This window comes from Pseudomonas sp. NFX15 (assembly GCF_049132105.1).
Classification (GTDB): domain Bacteria; phylum Pseudomonadota; class Gammaproteobacteria; order Pseudomonadales; family Pseudomonadaceae; genus Aquipseudomonas.
Map to the genome: position 1 here is coordinate 461,260 of NZ_JAFMPV010000001.1, position 22,480 is coordinate 483,739.

The window sequence follows — 22,480 nt, forward strand, 5'->3', positions numbered from 1 at the left end:
CTCGCCCGAGAAACCGGGCGGGCCGGACCATCCCCGGTCAGGCCTTGGCCGACACACCGGTGCCCGGTCTCGCCATCGGGCCGTTGCTTTTGCCGTAGGTTTCCAGGTTTTGCAGCACGTAGATGGCTTTTTTGAACTCGGGAATCAAGTAATTGGCGTACTTGTTACCCTTCAAGTTGTTGCTCTGGATGTTGTCCAGTTGTGTCGCGAAATACTCCAGCGCGTTGAACTTCGCGTCCGGGTCCTTGACGCCAAAGCGGTCGAACTTGTCGCCGGCATTGCTCAAGGTCACCGCGGTCACATCACTGATCAGGCCACGCTCTTTCAAAAAGGCACTGAGCGTACCCATGGACTTGACGGAAATATTACTCGGGTCAAAACCCTTCATTTGCTTGCGCATTTCCATCTTGTCCATCTTCGCGGTATCCAGCGCGACCGGATTGCTGCCCACCAGGGTCAGCATTTGCCTGACCTTGTCACTCTGGGAAACAGGCTTTGACCGGCTGGCGGTATCGCGAACCAAAAGTCCCGCCTTGGCGGCCCAGGCGCCGGTGTATCCGATAGTCATTGCACAAACTCCTTGTCTGACCCAGTTGCGTGGTCGCGAGTATCGGCCGGAGTACCGGAGCTCGACTATCGTTAATTGGGCTTTTTTACAAAACTCATACATTTCAGACACAAGGCGCAAAGCCATTTGTTTATTGGGTTCAGTCATTTTTTTGAATGGTCTTTCAGACGTTTCTTACAAGGTAATTAATGTTTTTGTATCGATATCGATACTTAAGCCAAACACTCAAGCTGACCTTTCCTTGTAGTACTTCGAAACACTCTTCGAATGCCTGCTCCGCAAAAGTGGTCAGAATGCGTTTTTTGCCCGTTAGCCGAGACGACTCCCATGCGAACTCCCCTGCGTCTGATCGCCCTGAGCACCTTGTTCATGGCTTCCTTGGTCCAGGCGGCCGACCTCATCCCGATCGAGGTTCACCGCGATGCCAATTGCGGGTGCTGCAAAAAATGGATCGCCCATCTGGAGGCCAATGGCTTTAAGGTCGAAGACCACGTCGAAGCCAACATGAGTGAATTCAAGCAACAACACGGTGTGCCACCGCGCCTGGCGTCGTGCCATACCGCGCTGATCAACGGCAAGTTCGTCGAAGGTCATGTCCCGGCTGACCAGGTTGTGGCCTTGAGCCAACGCGGCGACCTGCTCGGTCTCGCGGCGCCAGGCATGCCCATGGGTTCGCCCGGCATGGAAATGGACGACGGCAGGAGCGATGCGTATCAGGTCATCGGCCTGAAAAAGGACGGCACTGACGAGGTGGTTGCGCACTATCGCGCGCATTGATGCCGGGCGCGTACCTCGGGCTGTTTTTCGCGGCATTCGGTGCCGCCACGCTGCTGCCCCTGCAATCGGAAGCGGTGCTGGTCGGCCTGTTGCTCAGCGACCGGTACTGGCTCTGGGCACTGCTGGCTGTCGCAACATTCGGCAATGTGTTGGGCTCACTGCTTAACTGGTGGCTGGGGCGCGGGATCGAGCGGTTCCGCGAGCGGCGCTGGTTTGCGGTGAACCTCCGGCATCTGGAAAAAGCCCGCCGGCATTACCAGCGCTACGGCCATTGGTCGTTGCTGCTCAGTTGGGTGCCGGTGATCGGCGATCCACTGGCGCTGGTGGCCGGGGTCATGCGCGAGCCACTGGGGCGCTTCCTGCTGATCGTCACGCTGGCCAAGGGCGCCCGGTATGGCGTGTTGGCGGCGCTGACATTGGGCTGGATGGGTTGAACCCTTGAGGGCGGCGATTGCCTGTGTTTAATGTCGCCCTAATCGAGCCGATCCAGCATCGGCAGATTTTCTATGGAGCCCGCCCATGTCGTCCCTTTACTCCCGCTGGTTACCCGGCCTGTTGCTGACCGCTGTCCTGCCGCTCCTGGCCCATGCCGAGGGGCCTGAATACGGCCCTGAGTTGCAAGGCTTCGACTACCCGTACACGCTCAAGCACTTCGCCTTCCAATCCCAGGGCCAATCCCTGCAGATGGGCTACATGGACGTCGCCGCACACGGCAAGGCCAATGGTCGCAGCGTGGTGTTGATGCACGGCAAGAATTTTTGCGGCGCGACTTGGGACAGTTCAATCAAGGCCCTGAGCGACGCCGGCTACCGGGTCATCGCGCCGGACCAGATCGGCTTCTGCACCTCCAGCAAACCGGCGCACTACCAGTACACGTTCCAGCAACTGGCGAGCAATACCCAGCAATTGCTCAAGGCACTGGGCATCCAGAAAGCCACCCTGCTGGGGCATTCCACCGGCGGGATGCTCGCCACCCGTTACGCTTTGCAATATCCCGAACAGGTCGAGCAACTGGCACTGGTCAACCCCATTGGCCTGGAAGACTGGAAAGCCCTCGGCGTGCCTTATCGCACTGTCGATCAATGGTATGAGCGCGAACTCAAACTCAACGCCGACGGGATCCGCAACTACGAGCGCAACACCTATTACGCCGGCCGCTGGAAGCCTGAATTCGATCGCTGGGTCGACATGCTCGCCGGCCTGAACAAAGGCCCGGGGCATACGCAAGTCGCGTGGAACTCGGCGCTGATCTACGACATGATCTTCACTCAACCTGTGTACTACGAATTCCACAACCTGAAGATGCCGACCTTGCTGTTGATCGGAACATCCGACACCACGGCCATCGGCAGTGACATCGCCTCCCCCGAGGTCAAGGCCAGGATCGGGCACTACGACGTCCTCGGCAAACACGTGGCCAAGCTGATTCCCCAGTCCACTCTGGTCGAATTCCCTGGCATGGGCCACGCGCCACAGATGGAAGAACCGACTCAATTTCACCAGGCCCTGCTCGCCTGGCTGAGCAAAACCAACCCCGTGCGTTGAAGAGGAAAAGCGGATGCCTGTGCAAATTGCGGTAATCGATGATTGGCAGGATGTGGCGCGGGACGTGGTGGATTGGTCGGCGCTGGACAGCATCGGCCAGGTAAGCTTTCTCCATGACTACCCTACCGACAATCTGTCCCTGGCCGAACGCCTGGCCGGATTTGAGGTGATCTGCGTGATGCGCGAGCGCACTCGCTTCGACGAAGACCTGCTGCGCCGCCTGCCGACACTCAAATTGCTGGTGACCGGCGGCATGCGCAACGCAGCGCTGGACCTGAAGGCTGCCGCGGCGTTGGGGATTGAGGTCAGTGGCACCGACAGCTACAAGCACGCCGCCCCGGAGCTGACCTGGGCGCTGATCATGGCCGCGACCCGTAATCTGCTGGTCGAAGCCAACGCCTTGCGTGCCGGCCAGTGGCAACAAGGCCTGGGCGGCGACTTGCACGGCAAGACACTGGCGATCCTCGGGCTGGGCAGCATCGGCCAGCGTGTCGCACAGTTCGGCCAGGCGTTCGGCATGCGCGTCATTGCCTGGAGCGAAAACCTCACGACTGAACGGGCGGCGCAGGTGGGCGTGACGTATGTCAGCAAGCAGGAACTGTTCGAACAAGCCGACGTGTTGACGGTGCACCTGGTACTCAGCGACCGCAGCCGGGGCCTGGTGGATGCGCAGGCACTGGGCTGGATGAAACCTACAGCGCTGCTGGTGAATACCGCGCGCGGGCCGATTGTCGATGAAGCAGCGTTGATCAAGGCCTTGCAAAAACAACGGTTGGGCGGTGCCGCCTTGGACGTGTTCGAACAAGAGCCGTTGCCGGTCCATCATCCATTGCGCACCCTGGACAATGTATTGGCCACGCCCCATGTTGGCTACGTGAGCCAACAAAACTACCAGCTGTTTTTCTCGCAGATGATCGAAGACATACAAGCCTGGGCGGCGGGTGCGCCGATTCGCCTGTTGGACTTAAGTACGCGGGCGATCTCGGTCAGCGCTTCGGGGCCGGCAAACCAGTGAAAGGCCTGGGCGCACACCACTACATCCACCGAGGCGTCCGGCAAGGGTAGATCCATGGCCGTGCCGTTGACCGCCAACACTTGCGCAAACGCCACGGATAGCTTCTCCAGCATCCGCGCACTGGCTCCACGGCGATCACCTGTGCGCCGAAAACAGTGCGCGCAGGCAATGAATAATTGTTCATGCTGCGGTGTTCTCCTTACAGCCACCTCAACTGCAACGGTTTTCAACAATCTGCCTTGTGCTGCCTTCAGCCAGGCATGTCTCGATCTAAACTGCATACACCCTAGGGAGCAACGTCCATGAACATTCGTTTTGCTGCGCTGATGACCCCGTTGATGCTGATTGTCGCGTTATCCGGTTCATTCGCCCTGGCCAATGGCGGTGGCGGCGGTGACGACGAAATGCCTTCCAAACCCAGTTGCCCGAAAGGCCAGGTGCTCGATAGCAAATCCCAGCGCTGCGTTCGCCAGACCAGCAGCCTGGTGCCTGACGCAGACCGTACCCACTATGCCTATCAACTGGCCAAGGACGGGCGGTACGAAGAAGCCCTGGCCCTGCTCGACACGCTCAAACAACCGAACACTGCAAAAGCACTGAACTATCGCGGCTACGCCACGCGTAAACTAGGGCGCACCGACGAGGGCATCGGTTATTACCTGCAATCGGTGAAACTCGACCCGCAGTACGCCCAAGTCCGCGAATACCTCGGCGAAGCCTATGTGATCAAAGGCCGGCTGGACCTCGCGCAGGAGCAACTGCAGCAGATCAAATCCATCTGCGGCAACACCCGGTGCGAGGAATACCAGGACCTGGCTGAAGCCATCAATGGCTCATCGAAAACCTGACAACCCGAGAGGACGGAGGTCGCCATCGCCAGCGATCAGGCAATACGAACGGAACTGAACCAGCATCTGGCGCGTTTATGGCGCTACGGCCTGCTGCTGTCCCGGCAACGGCATGTCGCCGATGACCTGGTGCAGTCCACTTGCGTGCGGGCGCTGGAGCGGGCTGCGCAATTCGTGCCGGGGACGCGCATGGACCACTGGCTGCTGAGCATTCTGCATTCGATCTGGCTCAACGAAGTCCGCTCCCAACGGGTGCGACAAGGCCGGGGCCAGGTGGAGGCCGATCAGGTGTTGTCGTTCGATGGCGAGTCCGTGGCGCAGACCCATGTGCTGGCGGCACAGGTTATCCGCCGTGTCGATGCATTGCCCGAGGCCCAGCGCGAAACGGTGTTTCTCGCTTATGTCGAAGGTTTGTCCTACCGCGAAGTCGCTGAAGTGCTGCACGTGCCCATCGGCACGGTCATGAGTCGCCTGGCCGCTGCCAGGGCAAAACTGACCGAATACCCACCGTTGCACACGGTGCCCAACCCCAACCGAGGAGAACATTGATGAGCGCGATACCCTCGGACGAGCAACTGGTGGCTTACCTCGACAACCAGCTCGACGCCGACCAACGCTCGCGCATCGACGCGGCCCTTGCGGCCGACCCGATGCTTAGCCTGCGCCTGCAATGGCTGGATCGCAGCAGCCTGCCGTTCAAGGAGGCCTACGACGAACTGTCTCGCCAGGCGCCGGTGGATCGCCTGCAAGCGATGCTCGCCACGCTGCCCTCGCCCTCCCGGCCTGGTATCAATCGTCGCTGGTTTCTTGCGGCGGCGGCCGGGCTGTTGGCCGGTGGCGTGCTGGCGGACCGTTTGTTCCTCGGCTGGCAAGCGAGCCAGCAAACGCACAACTGGCGCGGCCTGGTCGCCGACTACATGGCGCTCTACGTCCCGGAAACCCTCGACCACCTGCCCAGTGACGACGCCATGCAGCGGGCGCAACTGCGCACCATCGATGCGCGCCTGGGCCTGGACCTGGCGCCGGCCAAACTGAACCTGCCCCGCGCCGAGTTCAAGCGCGCGCAAATCCTCGAATACGACGGCGCGCCCATCGCCCAGATCACCTACCTCGATCCGGCGCACGGCCCCATGGCGCTGTGTGTCACCCGCTCCAACAGCGGCAGCCGCCATTTCGCCCGGGAACAGCGGCGCGAGCTGAACATCGTGTATTGGGCCGATCAGGAACACGCCTGGATGCTGATCGGGCATCAGCCGATGGCCGACCTGGACGAAATGGCGACGCTGTTGCGCAGTCGCCTGAGTACCTGAGACGTCTTCTTTGAGAAACGACTCAGGCCGAAACCGGCAACCATAAACGGAACCGCGCGCCGCCCAACGACGAAGCCTCCACCGTCAATGTCCCGCCCTGGGCCTCCAGGGCGCGACGGCTGATCGCCAGCCCCAGACCGAATCCACCCGTGGCGCGGTCGCGGCTGCGGTCGAGGCGGTAGAAGGGTTCGAAAATCCGCTCACGCTCCTCCTCGGGTATGCCGATACCGTCATCGTCGACGCAGATTTCACAGCCGCCGGCATACACCTGCACACCGACCTGAATCCGCTTTTCGCAATAGCGCATGGCGTTGCGCAGCAGGTTTTGCAGGGCGCGGGCGGTCAGGCGCGGGTCGAGACTGAAGCGCTCGAGCTGACCGTGGAGCAGCACGTCGATGACGATTTCCGGCGACTCCAGCTCCTCATCGACACTGCCCAGAATGCTGTCGATGAACTCATCTAGCGACACGTCGACCTGCTCCGGCAACTGCGCCGGGTTTTGCAGGCGACTGTAGGACAGCAGTTCCAGCACCAGTTCATCGAGTTCGCGAATGTGCGCCACCAGGCTTTGCAAGCGTTCGCGACTGGCTGCCGGTAATTCGTCGGACAGCGCCAGCGCCAGGCCGAAATCCAGGCGTGTCAGCGGCGTGCGCAACTCGTGGGACACCGCATTGAGCAAGTCCCGTTGCTGGTTCAGCAGGTTCTCGATGTCGCCGGCCATGGTGTCGAACACACCGGCCAGGCTGCCGATGTTGGAACTCGGCGAGATCTGCGTGCGTTCGCTCAAGTGGCCCTTGCCGAAGCGTTCGGCGGCGCCCTTGAGGCGCTCCAGGTCTCGCCAGTGCGGGCGTAGCCAGAGCAACAGGCACGCAAGCATGGTCGCGCCGATCAGCACGTTGATGCTCCAGTACAACAGGTTGACGTCGAGCGGGTCCGGCGGCACGACCATTTGCACCACGGTGCGCTCATCCAGCGGTGCGACCGCCAGCGTGCGCCAACCCCAATCACCGATCCGCACGACGTTCTCGCCACGTTGCAGGCGTTGCTGTTCTTCAGCGGTCAGGCTGCTGTCGTCATTGGCGCTGAGCAGGATATGCAGCGGATTGAAGTCCTTGTCCATTTGTGCCGCCAGGGCGGGCCATTGCGCGGTGGGCACGGCGTGAAACTGCTTGACGATCAGCGTTTGCAGCCCACGGGAGTAATCGAGGTTGTAGGTGACAAAGCGTTCGTGGAACACCTTGACCACCAGGTCCGGCACCAGGTAAATCGCGGCGCTGAACGAGACAATGGTCACCAGATACAAACGGAAGAGGATTCTGAACATCGACTCAGCATTCCCACTCGGAACGGCTGAACAGGTAGCCCTTGCCCCACACGGTCTTGATCTTGCGCGCCTCGCCGGCGTGGTCATCAAACTTGCGCCGCAACTTGGAAATCGCCACGTCCACCGAACGGTCGGTGCCATTGAATTCGATGCCGCGCAGGCGTTGCAGAATCTGATCGCGACTCAACACTTCGCCGGCGTGCCGGGCTAGCACCACCAGGAGGTTGTACTCACCGCTGGACAGTTCGACCAACTGATCGCGCCAGGTCACGGTGCGCTCCGACAGGTCGATGCACAGGTTGCCCATCAGGATGCGGTCGTTGGCGGTCTGCGGCTCGCTGAGGCTGCTGCGCCGCAACAGGGTCCGCACTCGCGCCAGCAACACGCGGGGCTCGCAAGGCTTGGTGACGTAGTCGTCGGCGCCCATTTCCAGGCCCAGGACCTGGTCATGGCTGTCGTCGCGAGCGGTGAGCATCAGGATCGGCAAGGTCGCCGAATCGGCCCGCAGCAGGCGGCACACTTGCAAGCCATCAAGGCCGGGCAGCATCAGGTCGAGGATCACCAGGTCCGGCGGACTGACCCGCGCCCGCTCGCGCACATGATCGCCGCGGCCGATCACGCTGACGGAATAACCGTTGCGTTCCAGGTAGCTGGCGATGAGTTCGGCGAGGGCGGTGTCGTCTTCGACCAGAAGGATGTTGGGCATAGGGTGTTTCCAGAAAGAGCTGTGGCGCCTGGTCCGGCCCTATCGCTGGCAAGCCAGCTCCTACAGTGGTTGGTGGTATTCACATTCTTTGTGGTCACATCCAATCCCTGTAGGAGCTGGCTTGCCAGCGATAGCGGTCTGACAGGCGCAAACGAAATCAAGGATTGAAGGATATACGCCCTCGCTCGTCCCTGAGTAAAACCCTTACACAATTTCACACAGCACCAACAAAGCTTCACCGCTACCCTCGCCTTCGCCCAGTAGGATGCTGGGAGTCTTAATTGGGGTATTACATGTCAAAGAATCTGCTTGCCAGGCTCAGCCTGATTGCACTGGCGTTGACACTGGCCGCGTGCGACAAATCCTCGACCGCCGAGGAGCAGGCGCCGCTGGCGACCGTGCGCATCGAAACCATCGCAGCCGGGCCATTGACCATCAGCAGCGAACTGAGCGGGCGGATTGTCGCGCCGCGCATCGCCGAAGTGCGAGCCCGCGTGGCCGGTGTGGTCCTGCAGCGGACCTTCCGTGAAGGCAGCGACGTGAAAAAAGGCGATGTGCTGTTCCGCATCGATCCGGCACCGTTCAAGGCCGACCTGGACAGCGCCGAAGCTGCCCTGCGCAAGGCCGAGGCCAATGCGTTCCAGGCCAAATTGCAGGAGCAACGCTACGCCCAGTTGATCGACGACAAGGCCATCAGCGGTCAAGACTACGACAACGCACGGGCCAACGCTCGCCAGACCGCCGCCGACGTCGCCGCCAATAAAGCCGCCGTAGAACGGGCGAAACTCAACCTCGGCTATGCCACCGTCACCGCGCCGATTTCCGGTCGTGTCGGGCGCGCACTGGTCACCGAAGGCGCCTTGGTCGGGCAGAACGAAACCACACCACTGGCACTGATTCAGCAACTGAACCCGATTCATGCCGACCTGACCCAGTCAACCCGCGAACTCAACGAACTGCGCCGTGCCTTCCGCTCCGGCCAGTTGCAGCAGGTCGGCCAGGGCCAGGCCAAGGCCACACTGATTCTCGATGACGGCAGCCTCTACCCGTTGCCGGGCAAAATGCTGTTCAGCGACATCACCGTCGACCCGGGCACCGGCCAGATCATCCTGCGCAGCGAGTTCCCCAACCCCGACCTCGACTTGCTGCCCGGCAGCTTTGTCCGCGTACGCCTCGAGCAAGCGGTCAACCGCGAAGGCATCAGCGTGCCGCAACGCGCCGTGCAGCGAGACAGCGCTGGCATCGCCCAGGTATTGATCCTCGATTCCGAACAGCGGGTCGGCCAGCAACCGGTGGAACTGGGCGCCGTGCAGGACAATCGCTGGATCGTCACCGGCGGCCTCAAGCCGGGCGACCGCATCGTCGTCGAGGGCCTGCAACACGCGCGCCCCGGCGAAAAAGTGCAGATCGACGACACCCCTCTTCCCCTTGCCCAGGTTTCTGGCCAGTAAGCAGGACGCTTGTTTATGCCGCAGTTCTTTATCGACCGCCCGGTGTTCGCCTGGGTGGTTGCCTTGTTCATCCTGCTGGCCGGTGCACTGGCCATCCCGCAACTGCCCGTAGCCCAATACCCGGACGTTGCGCCGCCGCAAATCGAGATCTACGCCGTGTACCCCGGCGCTTCGGCGCAAACCGTGGACGAGAGCGTGGTCAGCCTGATCGAGGAAGAACTCAACGGTGCCGATCACCTGTTGTATTTCGAATCCCAGAGCAGCCTCGGCAGCGCAACCATCAAGGCGACGTTCCAGCCGGGCACCCACCCGGAACTGGCCCAGGTGGATGTGCAGAACCGCCTCAAAGCGGTGGAGTCGCGCCTGCCGCAAGCGGTGATCCAGCAAGGCTTGCAGGTGGACAAAGTGTCCTCCGGCTTCCTGCTGCTGATCACCCTGACTTCCAGCGACGGCAAGCTCGACGACGTCGCGCTCAGCGATTACCTGGCGCGTAACGTGATGAACGAGATCAAGCGTCTGGACGGCGTCGGCAAGGCGCAGTTATACGGCGCCGAACGGGCAATGCGGATCTGGATCGACCCGCAGAAACTGCTCGCTTTCAACCTGACGCCGGCGGACGTCAACGCCGCCATCGTCGCGCAAAACGCCCAGGTCTCGGCCGGCAGCATCGGCGACCTGCCCACCCGCACCACCCAGGAAATCACTGCGACGATTCTGGTCAAGGGGCAGTTATCGACCCCCGAAGAGTTTGCCGACATCGTCCTCAAGGCTAACCCGGACGGTTCAACGGTGCGCATCCATGATGTGGCGCGGGTCGAGATCGGTAGCCAGGAATACCAGTTTTCCACGCGCCTGAACGGCAAGCCGTCCACCGCTGTCGCCGTTCAGTTGTCACCCGGCGCCAACGCCCTGAACACCGCGACCCTGGTGCGGGCGAAAATGGATGAGCTCAAGCGCTATTTCCCGGCCAACGTCGAGTACTCGATTCCGTACGACACTTCGCCGTTCGTCAAGGTCTCGATCACCAAGGTGGTCTACACCCTCGGCGAGGCCATGCTGCTGGTGTTCGCGGTGATGTTCCTGTTCCTGCAGAACGTTCGCTACACGCTGATCCCGACGCTCGTCGTGCCGGTGGCGTTGATGGGGACCTTTGCGACGATGTTGGCGCTGGGGTTTTCGATCAACGTGCTGACCATGTTCGGCATGGTGCTGGCCATCGGCATCCTGGTGGACGACGCCATCGTGGTGGTGGAGAACGTCGAGCGGATCATGGCCACCGAGGGTTTGTCGCCCAAGGAGGCCACGCGCAAGGCCATGAAGCAGATCACCGGGGCCATCATCGGCATCACCCTGGTGCTGGTGGCGGTGTTCATTCCGATGGCGTTCATGCAGGGTTCGGTCGGGGTCATCTACCAGCAGTTCTCGCTGTCGATGGCCACCTCGATCCTGTTCTCGGCCTTCCTCGCCCTGACATTGACCCCGGCCCTGTGTGCAACGTTGCTCAAGCCGATTGCCAAGGGTGAGCATCATGAAAAGTCCGGATTCTTCGGCTGGTTCAACCGTCGCTTCGAGCAACTCACTGATCGCTATCAAGGCTGGGTCGCTTATGCGCTGAAACGCAGCGGGCGCTTCCTGCTGATCTACGGGGTGCTGTTGATCGGCCTGGGCCTGGCCTTCAGTCGCCTGCCCTCCTCGTTCCTGCCGGTCGAAGACCAGGGTTACACCATCACCGACATCCAGTTGCCACCGGGTGCGAGCAAGAACCGCACGGTGCAGGTGGCCGAGCAGGTCGAGGCGCACAACGCCGGCGAGCCGGGCATTCGCGACAGCGTGGTGATTCTCGGTTTCAGTTTCTCCGGCACTGGGCAGAATGCGGCGCTGGCGTTCAGCACGCTCAAGGACTGGTCCGAACGCGGCAGCGACGATTCGGCCGCCTCGATTGCCGACCGGGCCAACGTTGCCCTGAGCCAGATCAAGGACGCGGTGACCTTCGCGGTTCTACCACCGCCAGTGGATGGCCTCGGCACCTCCAGCGGTTTCGAGTTCCGCCTGCAAGACCGTGGCGGCCTCGGCCATGAAAAGTTGATGGAGGCCCGTACCGGGTTACTCGCAGCGGCCGAAAAAAGTCCGATCCTGATGAACGTGCGCGAAAGCGCCCTGGCCGAAGCGCCGCAGGTGCAATTGATCGTCGACCGCAAGCAGGCCAATGCGTTGGGCGTGTCCTTTGCCGACGTCGGCAACGTGTTGTCCACAGCCGTCGGCTCGGCCTACATCAACGACTTTCCCAACCAGGGGCGGATGCAGCGCGTGGTGGTACAGGCCGAGGGCGACCAGCGCAGCCAGGTGGCCGACCTGTTGAAGATTCATGTGCGTAACACCCACGGCAACATGGTGCCGTTGTCGGCCTTTGTGCAGGCCAAATGGACCCAGGGCCCGGCGCAGCTGACCCGTTACAACGGCTACCCGGCGATCAGCATTTCCGGCGAACCGACACCGGGCCACAGTACTGGCGAGGCCATGGCCGAGATCGAGCGCCTGGTGGCGCAAGGCCCGGCAGGCCTGGGCCAGGAATGGACCGGGTTGTCGTTGCAGGAACGTTTGTCCGGCAGTCAGGCGCCGATCCTGCTGGGGCTGTCGCTGTTGATCGTGTTCCTGTGCCTGGCGGCGTTGTACGAGAGCTGGTCGATCCCGACCTCGGTGCTGCTTGTAGTGCCACTCGGCGTGCTCGGCGCGGTGCTCGCCGTGACCTTGCGCGGGATGCCCAACGACGTGTTCTTCAAGGTCGGGCTGATCACCATCATCGGCCTGTCGGCGAAGAACGCGATCCTGATCATCGAGTTCGCCAAGAGCCTGTACGACGAAGGCCACGACCTGATCGACGCCACGCTGCAAGCGGCACGCCTGCGGTTGCGGCCGATTGTCATGACCTCGCTGGCATTCATCCTCGGCGTGGTGCCGTTGGCCATTGCCACCGGCGCCAGTTCGGCGAGCCAGCAAGCGATTGGCACTGGCGTGATCGGCGGGATGATCACGGCGACCCTGGCCGTGGTGTTCGTGCCGGTGTTTTTTGTAGTGGTGATGAAGCTGGTGCGCAAGCGCTAGCTGACACCCCGCTTGTAGGCGCTGGCTTGCCAGCGAAGAGGCCGTCTCATTCAATATCTTTGTTGGCTGACACACCGCCTTCGCTGGCAAGCCAGCTCCTACAAGGGATCTCGGTGGTTTCAAGATTGGGGGCTCCTGGGCTAAGGTGATTGCATCGCCCCTACCCATCGAGCCTCCATGATCTTCCTCGCACGCACCCACCCTCGCCTGACCGCTGCCATCCTGCTCGGTATCGGGGTGGGCATTCTGGCGCCGGCCGATTCGCTGGTCAGCAAGATCCTCATCGGCTGGAATGCCGGGGTGTGGATGTACTTGCTGCTGATGCTCTGGCTCACCGTACGCTCCAAAGCGCCAGACGTGAAACGCATCGCCGAAATGGAAGATGAAAACGCCGGATGGGTGCTGGCGCTGGTGAGCATCGCGGCGCTGGCCAGCCTGGCGACCATCACCCTCGAACTGGCCGGCAGCAAAGACCTGGAAACTGCGCGCAAGCTGGTGCATTACGGTTTCACTGCGCTGACGGTCATCGGTTCATGGTTGCTGATCGGGGTCATCTTCAGCCTGCATTACGCCCGGCTGTATTACATCTGGGACGGCAAGGAACCGGCGCTGCGCTTCGCCGAAGGCCTGACGACACCCAATTACTGGGACTTCCTGTATTTTTCGTTCACCATCGGCGTGGCGGTGCAAACCTCGGATGTCGGCGTCGCGACCCGGAGCATGCGCAAGATCGTATTGGCACAGTCGTTGATCGGCTTTTTGTTCAACACCGCGATCCTCGGCTTTTCGATCAACATCGCCGCCGGGCTGTTCAGCTAGGACTGCACAATCGTTCTAGGCATGGACCTCGGTCCGGGCGTTAAATAGCCCGGCACACCGTTTCGCAGGTAGACCATGACCACTCACAACTGGATCGATCTCGCCCGGGATGCCGACACCGGCATCGAGACGCTGCGTGCGTATTTCGAAGGGCATGCCTACGACCCGCACTGGCATGACAGTTACTTGGTCGGGGTCACCGAGCAAGGCGTCCAGCAATTCAATTGTCGACGGGCCAGGCACCAGAGCACACCGGGCAAGGTGTTTTTACTCGAGCCTGGCGACATCCATGACGGCGAGGCACCCCACGCGGATGGCTTCACCTATCGCATGCTTTACCTCGACCCGCAGTGGTTGCGATGTGAGCTTGGCGCCGTGTTTGACCTCGCACCGGGCAATAGCGAACTGAGCTTCGCCACTACCCTGACCAGCGACACACGACTGGCCCAAGCCACCAGCCTCGCCTTCGAGACCCTGCATCGCGGTGAACTGAAGATCGTCCGCCAGACCGCCCTCGACGGTTTGCTCGAACGCCTGACCAGCCATTTGCACTGGCGCACTCGGTACAGCGAGGATCCGCGCCTGCCGCTGGTCGCACAAAAGGCTCGGGAATACCTGCATGCCAACGCGCAGTTTGACATCGGCCTCGATCAACTGGCCGCCGTCACCGGCGTCGACCGGTTCCGCCTGACCCGCGCGTTCAAGGCCGCCTATGGCATGGCGCCCCACGCCTATCTGGTGCAATTACGCCTGGCCACCGCCCGACGGATGCTGGCTCGCGGCGAGCAACCGGCGACGGTCGCGATGGCGCTGGGCTTTGCCGACCAGAGCCATCTGGGGCGCTGGTTCATGCGCGCCTATGGCCTGACGCCGGCGCTTTACCGCAAGCGCTGCTCAAATCTTCCAGACAGGTAATACCAGCGATTGTGAAGATCAACGTACTGATCTTCACCGGAGTCTGCCTGCGATGCTTTCCTCTTTCCCGACGTTGCTGCCGTTCTTGCTGTTTGCCTTTGTCGCCTCGATTACACCGGGCCCGACCAACATTCTGGTGTTGAGCAACAGCGCACGGTTCGGCGTTGCGGCGGCCGCGCCCATCATCTTCGGCGCCTGCACCAGCGCGGCGATCCTTGTGCTGTTGGTGGGTATCGGAGCCGGGTCTACGTTGACCGCTTGGCCGGTATTGCAAACCGTCATGCAATGGGTCGGTGTAGGGTGGCTGAGCTATCTGGCCTTGCAGATGTTCAGCGCCCCCGCCGAAGCCATCAGCACCCAGACCAGAGAAACCCGCCTCGGAATGTGGGGCGCCGCCAGCCTGCAATGGATCAACCCGAAAACCTGGATGATGGCGCTAGCGGTGGTCAGTGTATTTGCCGGAGACGGCGAACAGCGTGGGTGGCGGGTGGCGTTACTGTCATTGATGTTTTTTCTGGTGTCCCTGCCATGCCTCGGCGCATGGGCAATGCTGGGCGCCGGCTCGAGCCGCTGGCTGCGAACGCCGCGCGCCATGCAACACTTCAATCGTTGCATGGCGCTTTTGCTGCTGGGTTCGACTTGGATAAGCGTCTGGATCTGAATGCCCCGTGTGACCCATCGGTGCATAACGACTTTCAACCGCCGTCAGGATGAGGCAGCGGCTGCAACGCCGTTAGTAAACCTCGTCGTTACCGACAAGGAGCGGTTTCCAGCGGCATCTTTGGCCCTTACCTCAAAAACGTCCGAGCTCCCCAAGCCTGAAACCGGGTAACTGATACCGCTCACCGAAATCCAGCTACCCGCGTTACGGCGGACCTCGTAGCCGGTGACCTCGACATTGTCCTGCGACGCGCTCCAGCTCAGCAGTGCATTGCCAGGCGTCGTCGGCGTCAGCTTGAGGGCCGTCACGCGAATCGGCGGTACGAAGTCATGGGTCACCACGCTGATCACAGCCGACAGGGCCGGTAAGGGACCTTCGGATCGACGGGGCCGAACCGTGAACGGATACTCCCGTTCGGGTAGCAACTGTGTGGCGATGTATTCACGCGTGCTGGTGCGAACGACCGGCCGCCCCGGGCAGGTAACTTCGTAATCGATCAGATAAGAGGTGTCCTGCGGCGCATCCCAGGTCAGCCTCGCCTCGTTGAACGTCCTGCCGGGATTGCTCAGGTTTCTTGGTTGTGTCCGGTCTGGGCCGATGGTGACGGTCGCAAATGAAGGTGCTGAATATCCCGCCTCGTTGAAGGCTCGCACTTCAATGAAATAGGTCACGTCAGGAGACAGGTACCTCAACAACCAGGTCAGGTGCTCGGTTTCATACCGTGCGATGACTTGCGGGTGCTGGCTGAGCAAACCATAGGCCACCTCGTATCCGGGCTGATTAATCGTGGCCCAACTGACACGCACCGTATCAAAGGTGTCCAGCACAACCAACGGGCCTGGCTTGGGTGGCAGCGGTGGGCCATCCAGCGTTCGTTGAGTGATGCGCGACGGGGAAGATTCGCCGTTGGCATTTCGGGCGCTGACCTCGACGAAATAAAGGGTATTTTTGTTGAGGTTGACCAGCGCCTCGCACAGTAGTCGCGTGGTCAGCGTAGTGACCGCTCCGCCGGGTTCGATACCGTAACGGATGACATAATCGTCGGCACCCGTGGTGGCAGACCATTGAATCTCCAGTGTGGAGATTGTCGGCGTCGCTCGCAAGCCAGTGGGCGTCGCGGGCACTTGCAAGGTCTGCCTGGTGATCCGTGTCGGTGCCGAATCGCCGACATTATTGGACGAGCGCACATCGAAATAATAGTGGGTTCCGGCATTCAGGCCGCTAACCGTGTGAGCTGCCGCCACCGATGTCGCGGAGCCGATCACCGCGCCACTGGGTGCAAGCCCGTAGCTGATCTTGTAGCTCGAAGCATCGGCGGGGCCGGACCAGCTCAAGGCCATGCTGTTTTTAGTGGGTGTGGCGCTGAGATTGGTCGGGCTTACCGGAACAGAAGCCGCGGGATGGGTTTTGGCCTGAGTGTCCTTGCTGATTGGCGACACCTCGCTACCTTTGAGTCCGAAAATCTGGATGAAATATTCCGTGTTCGGATTGAGCCCGCTGACGATATAGGTCAAGGAACTGATGGGGACATCGAACTCGCCCACCGTGGGGCCACCCACCACTCCCCACTTCACCCGCGAACCGGTATGCCCGCCACCGGCCAGGTACCCCCAGATCACGCGTATGGCCGAGGTCGACTGAGCGGACGCGGTGATGGTAATCGGCGGAACCACATAAGCCGTCCCAGGTAGGGGTGATTCGTTTTCGTGCCTGCTCATTCAGCCGCCTCCAGCAACGGTTTGTCTGCTTTCATTTAAATACCGTTTGCGGGTGCAGCACCACTGACAGAACTGTTAGTGGCGAGCAGCCAATTTCTATGCTTTTGGCGGCCAGGTCATCTGCGCTTTAACCCAGTTCAGGCTATTGATCAAAAAGGCCCGGGGTTCAGGGTGATCCGAGCAGACATCCCCCGGATCGACGCGAAAGCCGTTCTGCGGGCTAACCGGCACGTCCCCCTTTGGCCGGGTGAAACCTGAATAGCGCATGTCCTTCTCCTGTCGCGCAGGTTCCCAGCCACAACACTATCTCAAATCGCGAAGCGCACCAGTGGCGTTTTCAAGCGACGAACGGGCATATCGGTGCTGATCGAAAACCGTCCCTTGCGTGGGCATTTTCCCGATGAATATCTGCGTAATCACTCGCCTGCGTTAAACACGCAAAATCTCGCCTAATCAAAAAATTAACGCGCATTTCTCAGTACGTCATCACTCAAAGATCCATCCTACAACCACCGAAGTCTTCGGCTGACAGCCTTTTCCATAACACCTGATTAAAGTCCCTCACCTGTAATTTCTGACAGGTTCCAAGTCGGTTGATTCGCGCTATAACGACACCTCGCCTACAGCCTTGCACCAGGCTTTGTAGGACGGCCGCGCGAACCATGCCTTTGTGAAGTAGGAGGATTCTGCCGCGCCCACGCCGTCAATGATGATGAATGGGAGATCCAAAATGCATCAGTCCGCTACCCCCTCAGTTCGCTCATCGATAGCCCCGCTCACCCAGCTCGATCAGGAGGTCGATCAACCGAAAAAAATCAAGCTCACCTCCCGGGAAAAAGAAGTCCTGATGTGGAGCTCAGTGGGCAAATCTTCTTGGGAAATCGCAAGGATCATCAGCTGTACCGAGGCTGGTGTGAACTACCACTTTTGCAACATTCGCCGAAAATTCGGCGTGAGATCACGCTGGATCGCCCTGGTCAAGGCGCTGGAACAAGGCTTGATCCGAATGCCTTGAGCTTGCCCCTCATCGTCAACGGCCCAGGGACGGCTTGCGGCACACGCGGCTTTTTGAAATTGGTGGGCAGCGACCCGAACGTGAGACCGACTTTTTTGTACAGTGCCGGCGGGCTGTCGTTTAACGCTTTATCGCGCAAGGCATAGGTCATCAGCGCTTTGGCATCGCCAAAATCCCGGATCTTGGCGGCGTCAATCTCGATGGTACTATCGGTGATACCCGGTGCAGGGGCAAAATCAGTATAAATCGGCGGTGTAGCGGTCGGATCATCCGGGATGTTGTCTTCATCAACCAGATAAACGGCGATTTGATCGGTGCCTTGCCAATCCGGGTAGCCGGGGATGGTGAGCGTGAGCTTGCCATTGGCCGGCAGGGATGTATCGTCGAGATAATCCCCGGCAAATACTGGAGCCTTTGGCGCATCGTGATTATAAGGTGGCAGTCGATCGCAAATGACCGTGGTTTCCAATGATGGGGTTTCATCGCCTCGAAAATCGGTGTGTATGTATCGCAGCTTGCATGTAGCGACATCCGGCAGAACATTGATCGGGATGGTCATCTCAAACGGGAAGTCCTCGGGAAAGTCAGTACCACCCGCAGGGATAGCGAAAGAATGTGTTGCCGCAAAGTGGAACGTCCCCGTACCCGGATCAATCTGGACTTCAATTACTTCTGCAGGCTGGCCGGGTGGCGGTAGATTCAACCACTTTGGAATTTTCACCTTAAGCCCGTTATTCACCTTCAATTTAGGCCCATGAAGGAGCTTGGTCGGGACGTCTGCATAATCATCCGGACTAATTATCAACTCCATATCGGCAAGCTTTGCCCGATACTCGGAGCGCATTTTCAGGTAGGCGCTGTTCGCTTCTTGTGACTCTCGTAGGTCCTGTTTGATCGACATGTTCTTGTGCTCCTGTTTCGCCATTTGAGCCATAGGCCACGCTACGGCCGTTGTGTCGGTCAACACCGTGGGCGCTGCAGGCAAACCTCATGAACGTCGTCGCGCAGCAGGCCGAACTGACCTTGGGCGGATTAAGCACTCATGGAAAAAAAAGCGATACTGTCAAAGTTGACAGGTGGGGGACGATTCCCTGCGCAGGAAGGATGGGGGCGCAGGGTTCAAAACGGCGAAGGAGACCTCAAGACCGCGCCGAAAAGCTCAGGCTCGCAGCCCCCTCGAGCAAGTTCGTTACACACAGAGAAATACGTCGACAGGCGTCCGCCAGCTTCGGCCGGTCCACCACCAGGCCGATGCGAATGTGCCCCGCTGCACTCGGCCCGAAGGCTTCGCCGGCCAGCACCGAAACGCCATAGCCATCCAGCAGCCGCTCGGCGAAATGCTGGGCCGACAACCCGGTCTGGCGCACGTCGACCATCACGAACATGCCGCCATCGGGGCGAATCGCCCGGATACCAGGGCACAGATCCAGACTGGCGCACACCAGGTCGCGACGCTGGCGGTACTCCTCTCGCATCAGCGCCACGTGCGGCAGGTTTTCATCCAGTGCCAATTGCGCGGCGTTCTGGATGAAATCCGGAATGCCGAACAGCATGCACAACGACAGATTTACCAAATGTTCACACAGCGATGGCGGCCCGATCACCCAACCCACCCGCCAGCCACTCATGGCGTGGGATTTCGACAGGCTGTTGATGGTCGCCGTGCGTTCGGCCATGCCCGGCAAACTCGCGGGGCTGATGTGTTCGCCCTCGAACAGCAGTTCGCTGTACACCTCGTCGCTGATTAACCACAGGTCATGGCGAATGCACAATTCGGCCAGCGCTTTCCAGCTCTTCATCGGCAGGCTGGCGCCGGAGGGGTTGTTCGGACTGTTGAGCAACATCGCGCGGGTGTTCGGCGTGATCAGTGCCACGACATCCGCCGGATCGACCCTAAAGCCGTTCTGCGAACGCACCGGCACCGGCACCACTTTCGCCCCGCAGGCACCGAACACGCCTTCGTAGGTCACGTACATCGGTTCGGCGACGAGCACTTCGTCTCCCGGGTCGAGCAGGCATTGCACGACCGAATAGACCGCGCACTGCGCCCCGGGGAAGACGATCACGTGCCGGGCATCCACTGCCTGGCCACTGCGCTGGCGATGATGCCGGGCGATGCTGTCGCGCAAACCCTGGCTGCCGCGCACCGCCGGGTAGTGCGTGTCGCCGGCCAGCAAACTGCCAATCGCGGCCTGGACGATGGGTTGTGGCGTGTCGAAATCCGGGTCGCCGATCGACAGCAGCAAGACATCGACACCCTGCTCGCGCAGCGCCAGCGCTCGATCGTGAATCTGCCAGGCCGCCGCTCCGTCACCGGCGATTCGTTGGGTCAAGGCTGCGTAGCGCATGGTGTTCTCCTGTGGCGCGGTTCCTTGCCTCAACCCTATCTCAAATCGCGAAACACGCCAGCCGCGGGCGCCTGTTTAAAGGCGTTTAAGGTTACTTCATGCAAGCTACAAGACCTTGCGCCATTGCCTACGGGTACGCCAGAATCCGCCGGCTTGTGCGCCTTGGAGCCCATCGGTAACTTGATTCGCGTCACTGATTGTCAGTGATCGGGTTTAGTCGCCCGGTGGTTTTCTAGTGAAGTGCACAAGCTCTGTCAGTCAGGCATTCCCATGCTTGCACTTGATGGTAGCTGTGCGCAGGGCGCCTTCGGGCGCGCCGGTTTGCTAGATCCCCGGTCGACTAACCTGCGTACAGCTGCCTCCCCTTTCGTTTAGTCGCAAGAGGGGTGGCACTCCACAATAGGATCTAGCTTATGTTCAAAGTCACACCCAACCCACCGGACACCGATCCGGTTTCCCCGTACGAACCCGATTCAAAAAAACTCAACGAAGCCGCCGAACGCGCCCTCGCCTTTCACTTTCCCTCGATCGCCGACATCAAGGCCACGCCGCGTACTCCCGGTTCACTGTTTACCGTGAACCCTGAAGCCACGACCGAAACCCTGGTGGTGTATCTGGTTGAAACGCTGGCGTCAGTCGACGTGATGGTCCACCAGTTGGTGGATCACCTGGACGGTGGATCGCGCAATGCGCTGCTGGGAATTTCCAACAGCGTGATGCTGGCGGAGATCACGGCGAACCGGGTGCTGGATCAGATTGATCCGCCTGAATAACGGGAGTCTTGTAGGAGCGAGCCTGCTCGAAGGACTTGAAAGCGCCGCGCTTGTTCAGACAGCACGCGTTATCGTTCACGACCTTCGCGAGCAAGCTCGCTCCTACAGGGGTTGCGGGGTTCAGGGAATTATCTGGCAGCCACCCGCCAGACCCGCGCCACATCGGTCGCCCGCTCACGCAGCAAACGCGGCGCCTCGGCGCAGGCCTGCTCAAGGGTCATCGGCCCGCTCGCCAAGGCAAACGCAGCGTCGATGCCATGTTCGTACAGTGCCTGATAGCCCTCGCCCAACGTGCCGGCGATGACGATGATCGGCACGCCCTGTTCCCGGGCGACCCGCGCCACACCAAAGGGCGTCTTGCCGCGCAGGGTTTGCGCATCGAAACGCCCTTCACCGGTGATCACCAGATCGGCGCCTGCAACGGCGTCAGCCAGGCCCACGAGTTCGGCTACCACCTCGACCCCAGCCTTGAATTGCGCACCAAGGAACGCCTTGGCGGCAAACCCCAGGCCGCCCGCCGCGCCACTGCCCGGCTCGTCGCGCACGTCGTTGTTCAAGGCTGTCGCGCAATGGTCGGCAAAGTGTCCCAGGGCGCGGTCCAGTTGCTCGACCTGCACGGGCGAGGCGCCTTTTTGCGGGCCGAAGATCGCCGAGGCACCATGGGGGCCGCACAGCGGGTTGTTGACGTCGGCGGCGATGTCGAAGCGCACCTGGGCCAGACGCGGATCGATGTCGCTCAGGTCGACGCGGGCCAACTGCGCCAAGGCGAGGCCGCCCGGTGACAGCGTCTGCCCCTGGAAGTCGAGGAGTTTCACGCCCAAGGCCTGCATGGCACCGGCGCCGCCATCATTGGTCGCGCTGCCGCCAATCGCCAGGATCACCCGTTGTGCACCGGCATCCAGCGCGGCGCGGATCAATTGCCCGGTCCCGAAGGTGCTGCTGATGCACGCATCCCGTTGCGCCAGCGGGACCAATTGCAAACCGCTGGCCTCGGCCATTTCGATGATCGCTGTGTGGCTCTGGGGCAACCAGCCCCAGGCGGCTTCCACCGTGGCCCCCAGCGGCCCGCGCACCAGGGTGCGGCGCTGCTCGCCTTCGCACGCGGCCAGGATCGACTCGACAGTCCCTTCCCCGCCGTCGGCCATCGGGCATTTGATCAATTGCGCATCAGGCCAGACCTGCGCCAATCCCAATGCAATGGCATCGGCCACGCCTTGGGCGCTGAGGCTGTCCTTGAACGAGTCGGGGGCGATCACGATTTTCATGGGAATTCTCCAGTTCCAATGCCCACATGCTGCCAGCCGCCATGAACAATAACGCCGGTCCGCTGCACAAGCGGTGTTGCGGATTATTGTTCATTTCCACAAAGCCCGATGATTCACAGTGACCGCTGTAGGAGCTGGCTTGAAGTGGTCCAGTTTTTTTAGACCATTCTGTAGGAGTATTACGCCGCTAGCGTTTCAAAGATGGCTGGCGGCAGGTTGTTCGAGGCGGTGTGACAGCGTCTGTGGTTGTAATGAGCGATAAAGTCCATTACGTCGCGCTCTGCCTCGAAGTGATTCGAGTAGCCGTTTTCAGGCGACCA

At 60.9% G+C, this 22,480-nt stretch carries 22 protein-coding genes and 1 pseudogene; 14 read left to right on the top strand and 9 right to left on the bottom strand.

What is annotated here, in order from left to right; all coding sequences use genetic code 11:
* Positions 1–37: 37 nt before the first annotated feature.
* Complete coding sequence (locus tag J1D76_RS02005; RefSeq protein WP_421136765.1) at positions 38–568, bottom strand: hypothetical protein; 531 nt, start codon at positions 566–568, stop codon at positions 38–40.
* 327 nt (positions 569–895) lie between these two features.
* Here J1D76_RS02005 and J1D76_RS02010 point away from each other — a divergent pair, with 327 nt between their 5' ends.
* The 4 genes from J1D76_RS02010 to J1D76_RS02025 all read left to right on the top strand — a co-directional run bounded on the left by J1D76_RS02010 (position 896) and on the right by J1D76_RS02025 (position 3,905).
* Entirely contained in the window at positions 896–1,345 is a 450-nt protein-coding gene (locus tag J1D76_RS02010; RefSeq protein WP_421136766.1) for a DUF411 domain-containing protein, read from the top strand.
* Complete coding sequence (locus J1D76_RS02015) at positions 1,345–1,779, top strand: YqaA family protein (RefSeq protein WP_421136767.1); 435 nt, start codon at positions 1,345–1,347, stop codon at positions 1,777–1,779. The genes J1D76_RS02010 and J1D76_RS02015 overlap by 1 nt, the downstream gene beginning before the upstream one ends.
* Positions 1,780–1,864: 85 nt before the next feature.
* Positions 1,865–2,890: an alpha/beta fold hydrolase gene (locus tag J1D76_RS02020; protein WP_421136768.1), complete on the top strand. Its 1,026-nt coding sequence runs from the start codon at positions 1,865–1,867 to the stop codon at positions 2,888–2,890.
* A gap of 13 nt (positions 2,891–2,903) precedes the next feature.
* Complete coding sequence (locus J1D76_RS02025) at positions 2,904–3,905, top strand: D-2-hydroxyacid dehydrogenase family protein (RefSeq protein ID WP_421136769.1); 1,002 nt, start codon at positions 2,904–2,906, stop codon at positions 3,903–3,905.
* Here the strand turns inward: J1D76_RS02025 and J1D76_RS02030 are convergent.
* Positions 3,836–4,053: pseudogene (locus tag J1D76_RS02030) on the bottom strand (class I SAM-dependent methyltransferase); the annotation flags it as partial. The gene J1D76_RS02025 and the pseudogene J1D76_RS02030 sit on opposite strands and share 70 nt — an antisense overlap.
* Before the next feature lie 154 nt (positions 4,054–4,207).
* On the opposite strand from J1D76_RS02030, the gene J1D76_RS02035 reads away from it, so the two are divergent.
* The 3 genes from J1D76_RS02035 to J1D76_RS02045 all read left to right on the top strand — a co-directional run bounded on the left by J1D76_RS02035 (position 4,208) and on the right by J1D76_RS02045 (position 6,063).
* Complete coding sequence (locus J1D76_RS02035) at positions 4,208–4,753, top strand: tetratricopeptide repeat protein (protein ID WP_421136770.1); 546 nt, start codon at positions 4,208–4,210, stop codon at positions 4,751–4,753.
* 66 nt (positions 4,754–4,819) lie between these two features.
* The gene (locus tag J1D76_RS02040; protein WP_421136802.1) at positions 4,820–5,302 is read left to right on the top strand and encodes an RNA polymerase sigma factor; all 483 of its coding nucleotides are present in this window, start codon (positions 4,820–4,822) and stop codon (positions 5,300–5,302) included.
* Positions 5,302–6,063, top strand: coding sequence for an anti-sigma factor family protein (locus J1D76_RS02045; protein ID WP_421136771.1), 762 nt, complete (start codon positions 5,302–5,304; stop codon positions 6,061–6,063). Before J1D76_RS02040 ends, J1D76_RS02045 begins: the two co-directional genes overlap by 1 nt.
* Before the next feature lie 22 nt (positions 6,064–6,085).
* Here J1D76_RS02045 and J1D76_RS02050 read toward each other — a convergent pair whose 3' ends face one another.
* Positions 6,086–7,387 (bottom strand): ATP-binding protein, encoded by a 1,302-nt coding sequence (locus J1D76_RS02050; protein WP_421136772.1) that lies wholly within the window; start codon positions 7,385–7,387, stop codon positions 6,086–6,088.
* A gap of 4 nt (positions 7,388–7,391) precedes the next feature.
* A complete protein-coding gene (locus J1D76_RS02055) occupies positions 7,392–8,093 on the bottom strand; it encodes a response regulator (RefSeq protein ID WP_421136773.1) in 702 nt (233 codons plus the stop codon).
* A gap of 293 nt (positions 8,094–8,386) precedes the next feature.
* Between J1D76_RS02055 and J1D76_RS02060 the strand changes: the two genes are divergently transcribed.
* From J1D76_RS02060 to J1D76_RS02080, 5 genes are all read left to right on the top strand, one after another.
* Complete coding sequence (locus J1D76_RS02060; RefSeq protein WP_421136774.1) at positions 8,387–9,544, top strand: efflux RND transporter periplasmic adaptor subunit; 1,158 nt, start codon at positions 8,387–8,389, stop codon at positions 9,542–9,544.
* 15 nt (positions 9,545–9,559) lie between these two features.
* The gene (locus tag J1D76_RS02065) at positions 9,560–12,646 is read left to right on the top strand and encodes a multidrug efflux RND transporter permease subunit (RefSeq protein WP_421136775.1); all 3,087 of its coding nucleotides are present in this window, start codon (positions 9,560–9,562) and stop codon (positions 12,644–12,646) included.
* Positions 12,647–12,823: 177 nt separating this feature from the next.
* Positions 12,824–13,465, top strand: coding sequence for a DUF1345 domain-containing protein (locus J1D76_RS02070; RefSeq protein WP_421136776.1), 642 nt, complete (start codon positions 12,824–12,826; stop codon positions 13,463–13,465).
* Positions 13,466–13,540: 75 nt separating this feature from the next.
* Positions 13,541–14,380: an AraC family ligand binding domain-containing protein gene (locus tag J1D76_RS02075; protein ID WP_421136777.1), complete on the top strand. Its 840-nt coding sequence runs from the start codon at positions 13,541–13,543 to the stop codon at positions 14,378–14,380.
* Positions 14,381–14,432: 52 nt separating this feature from the next.
* Entirely contained in the window at positions 14,433–15,041 is a 609-nt protein-coding gene (locus J1D76_RS02080) for a LysE family translocator (RefSeq protein WP_421136778.1), read from the top strand.
* Between the two features lie 44 nt (positions 15,042–15,085).
* Here J1D76_RS02080 and J1D76_RS02085 read toward each other — a convergent pair whose 3' ends face one another.
* Both J1D76_RS02085 and J1D76_RS02090 read right to left on the bottom strand, forming a co-directional pair.
* On the bottom strand, positions 15,086–16,759 hold the full coding sequence (locus tag J1D76_RS02085) for a fibronectin type III domain-containing protein (RefSeq protein WP_421136779.1): 1,674 nt from the start codon (positions 16,757–16,759) through the stop codon (positions 15,086–15,088).
* A 96-nt stretch (positions 16,760–16,855) separates the two neighbouring features.
* Entirely contained in the window at positions 16,856–17,026 is a 171-nt protein-coding gene (locus J1D76_RS02090; RefSeq protein ID WP_421136780.1) for a hypothetical protein, read from the bottom strand.
* A 463-nt stretch (positions 17,027–17,489) separates the two neighbouring features.
* On the opposite strand from J1D76_RS02090, the gene J1D76_RS02095 reads away from it, so the two are divergent.
* The gene (locus tag J1D76_RS02095; RefSeq protein ID WP_421136781.1) at positions 17,490–17,774 is read left to right on the top strand and encodes a helix-turn-helix transcriptional regulator; all 285 of its coding nucleotides are present in this window, start codon (positions 17,490–17,492) and stop codon (positions 17,772–17,774) included.
* Here J1D76_RS02095 and J1D76_RS02100 read toward each other — a convergent pair.
* Positions 17,737–18,675: a hypothetical protein gene (locus tag J1D76_RS02100; protein WP_421136782.1), complete on the bottom strand. Its 939-nt coding sequence runs from the start codon at positions 18,673–18,675 to the stop codon at positions 17,737–17,739. The two genes, J1D76_RS02095 and J1D76_RS02100, sit on opposite strands and share 38 nt — an antisense overlap.
* Before the next feature lie 238 nt (positions 18,676–18,913).
* The gene (locus J1D76_RS02105; protein ID WP_421136783.1) at positions 18,914–20,122 is read right to left on the bottom strand and encodes a pyridoxal phosphate-dependent aminotransferase; all 1,209 of its coding nucleotides are present in this window, start codon (positions 20,120–20,122) and stop codon (positions 18,914–18,916) included.
* A gap of 413 nt (positions 20,123–20,535) precedes the next feature.
* Here J1D76_RS02105 and J1D76_RS02110 point away from each other — a divergent pair, with 413 nt between their 5' ends.
* Complete coding sequence (locus J1D76_RS02110) at positions 20,536–20,895, top strand: DUF6124 family protein (RefSeq protein WP_421136784.1); 360 nt, start codon at positions 20,536–20,538, stop codon at positions 20,893–20,895.
* A gap of 128 nt (positions 20,896–21,023) precedes the next feature.
* Here the strand turns inward: J1D76_RS02110 and J1D76_RS02115 are convergent, their stop codons facing one another.
* Positions 21,024–22,160: a glycerate kinase gene (locus J1D76_RS02115; RefSeq protein ID WP_421136785.1), complete on the bottom strand. Its 1,137-nt coding sequence runs from the start codon at positions 22,158–22,160 to the stop codon at positions 21,024–21,026.
* Between the last annotated feature and the right edge of the window lie 320 nt (positions 22,161–22,480).

What these genes read in the sequence shown, in the direction of transcription:
- J1D76_RS02005 (WP_421136765.1), bottom strand. Translation starts at nt 568, where the DNA reads ATGACTATCGGATACACCGGCGCCTGGGCCGCCAAGGCGGGACTTTTG.
- J1D76_RS02010 (WP_421136766.1), top strand. Translation starts at nt 896, where the DNA reads ATGCGAACTCCCCTGCGTCTGATCGCCCTGAGCACCTTGTTCATGGCT.
- J1D76_RS02015 (WP_421136767.1), top strand. Translation starts at nt 1,345, where the DNA reads ATGCCGGGCGCGTACCTCGGGCTGTTTTTCGCGGCATTCGGTGCCGCC.
- J1D76_RS02020 (WP_421136768.1), top strand. Translation starts at nt 1,865, where the DNA reads ATGTCGTCCCTTTACTCCCGCTGGTTACCCGGCCTGTTGCTGACCGCT.
- J1D76_RS02025 (WP_421136769.1), top strand. Translation starts at nt 2,904, where the DNA reads ATGCCTGTGCAAATTGCGGTAATCGATGATTGGCAGGATGTGGCGCGG.
- J1D76_RS02035 (WP_421136770.1), top strand. Translation starts at nt 4,208, where the DNA reads ATGAACATTCGTTTTGCTGCGCTGATGACCCCGTTGATGCTGATTGTC.
- J1D76_RS02045 (WP_421136771.1), top strand. Translation starts at nt 5,302, where the DNA reads ATGAGCGCGATACCCTCGGACGAGCAACTGGTGGCTTACCTCGACAAC.
- J1D76_RS02050 (WP_421136772.1), bottom strand. Translation starts at nt 7,387, where the DNA reads ATGTTCAGAATCCTCTTCCGTTTGTATCTGGTGACCATTGTCTCGTTC.
- J1D76_RS02055 (WP_421136773.1), bottom strand. Translation starts at nt 8,093, where the DNA reads ATGCCCAACATCCTTCTGGTCGAAGACGACACCGCCCTCGCCGAACTC.
- J1D76_RS02060 (WP_421136774.1), top strand. Translation starts at nt 8,387, where the DNA reads ATGTCAAAGAATCTGCTTGCCAGGCTCAGCCTGATTGCACTGGCGTTG.
- J1D76_RS02065 (WP_421136775.1), top strand. Translation starts at nt 9,560, where the DNA reads ATGCCGCAGTTCTTTATCGACCGCCCGGTGTTCGCCTGGGTGGTTGCC.
- J1D76_RS02070 (WP_421136776.1), top strand. Translation starts at nt 12,824, where the DNA reads ATGATCTTCCTCGCACGCACCCACCCTCGCCTGACCGCTGCCATCCTG.
- J1D76_RS02075 (WP_421136777.1), top strand. Translation starts at nt 13,541, where the DNA reads ATGACCACTCACAACTGGATCGATCTCGCCCGGGATGCCGACACCGGC.
- J1D76_RS02080 (WP_421136778.1), top strand. Translation starts at nt 14,433, where the DNA reads ATGCTTTCCTCTTTCCCGACGTTGCTGCCGTTCTTGCTGTTTGCCTTT.
- J1D76_RS02085 (WP_421136779.1), bottom strand. Translation starts at nt 16,759, where the DNA reads ATGAGCAGGCACGAAAACGAATCACCCCTACCTGGGACGGCTTATGTG.
- J1D76_RS02090 (WP_421136780.1), bottom strand. Translation starts at nt 17,026, where the DNA reads ATGCGCTATTCAGGTTTCACCCGGCCAAAGGGGGACGTGCCGGTTAGC.
- J1D76_RS02095 (WP_421136781.1), top strand. Translation starts at nt 17,490, where the DNA reads ATGCATCAGTCCGCTACCCCCTCAGTTCGCTCATCGATAGCCCCGCTC.
- J1D76_RS02100 (WP_421136782.1), bottom strand. Translation starts at nt 18,675, where the DNA reads ATGTCGATCAAACAGGACCTACGAGAGTCACAAGAAGCGAACAGCGCC.
- J1D76_RS02105 (WP_421136783.1), bottom strand. Translation starts at nt 20,122, where the DNA reads ATGCGCTACGCAGCCTTGACCCAACGAATCGCCGGTGACGGAGCGGCG.
- J1D76_RS02110 (WP_421136784.1), top strand. Translation starts at nt 20,536, where the DNA reads ATGTTCAAAGTCACACCCAACCCACCGGACACCGATCCGGTTTCCCCG.
- J1D76_RS02115 (WP_421136785.1), bottom strand. Translation starts at nt 22,160, where the DNA reads ATGAAAATCGTGATCGCCCCCGACTCGTTCAAGGACAGCCTCAGCGCC.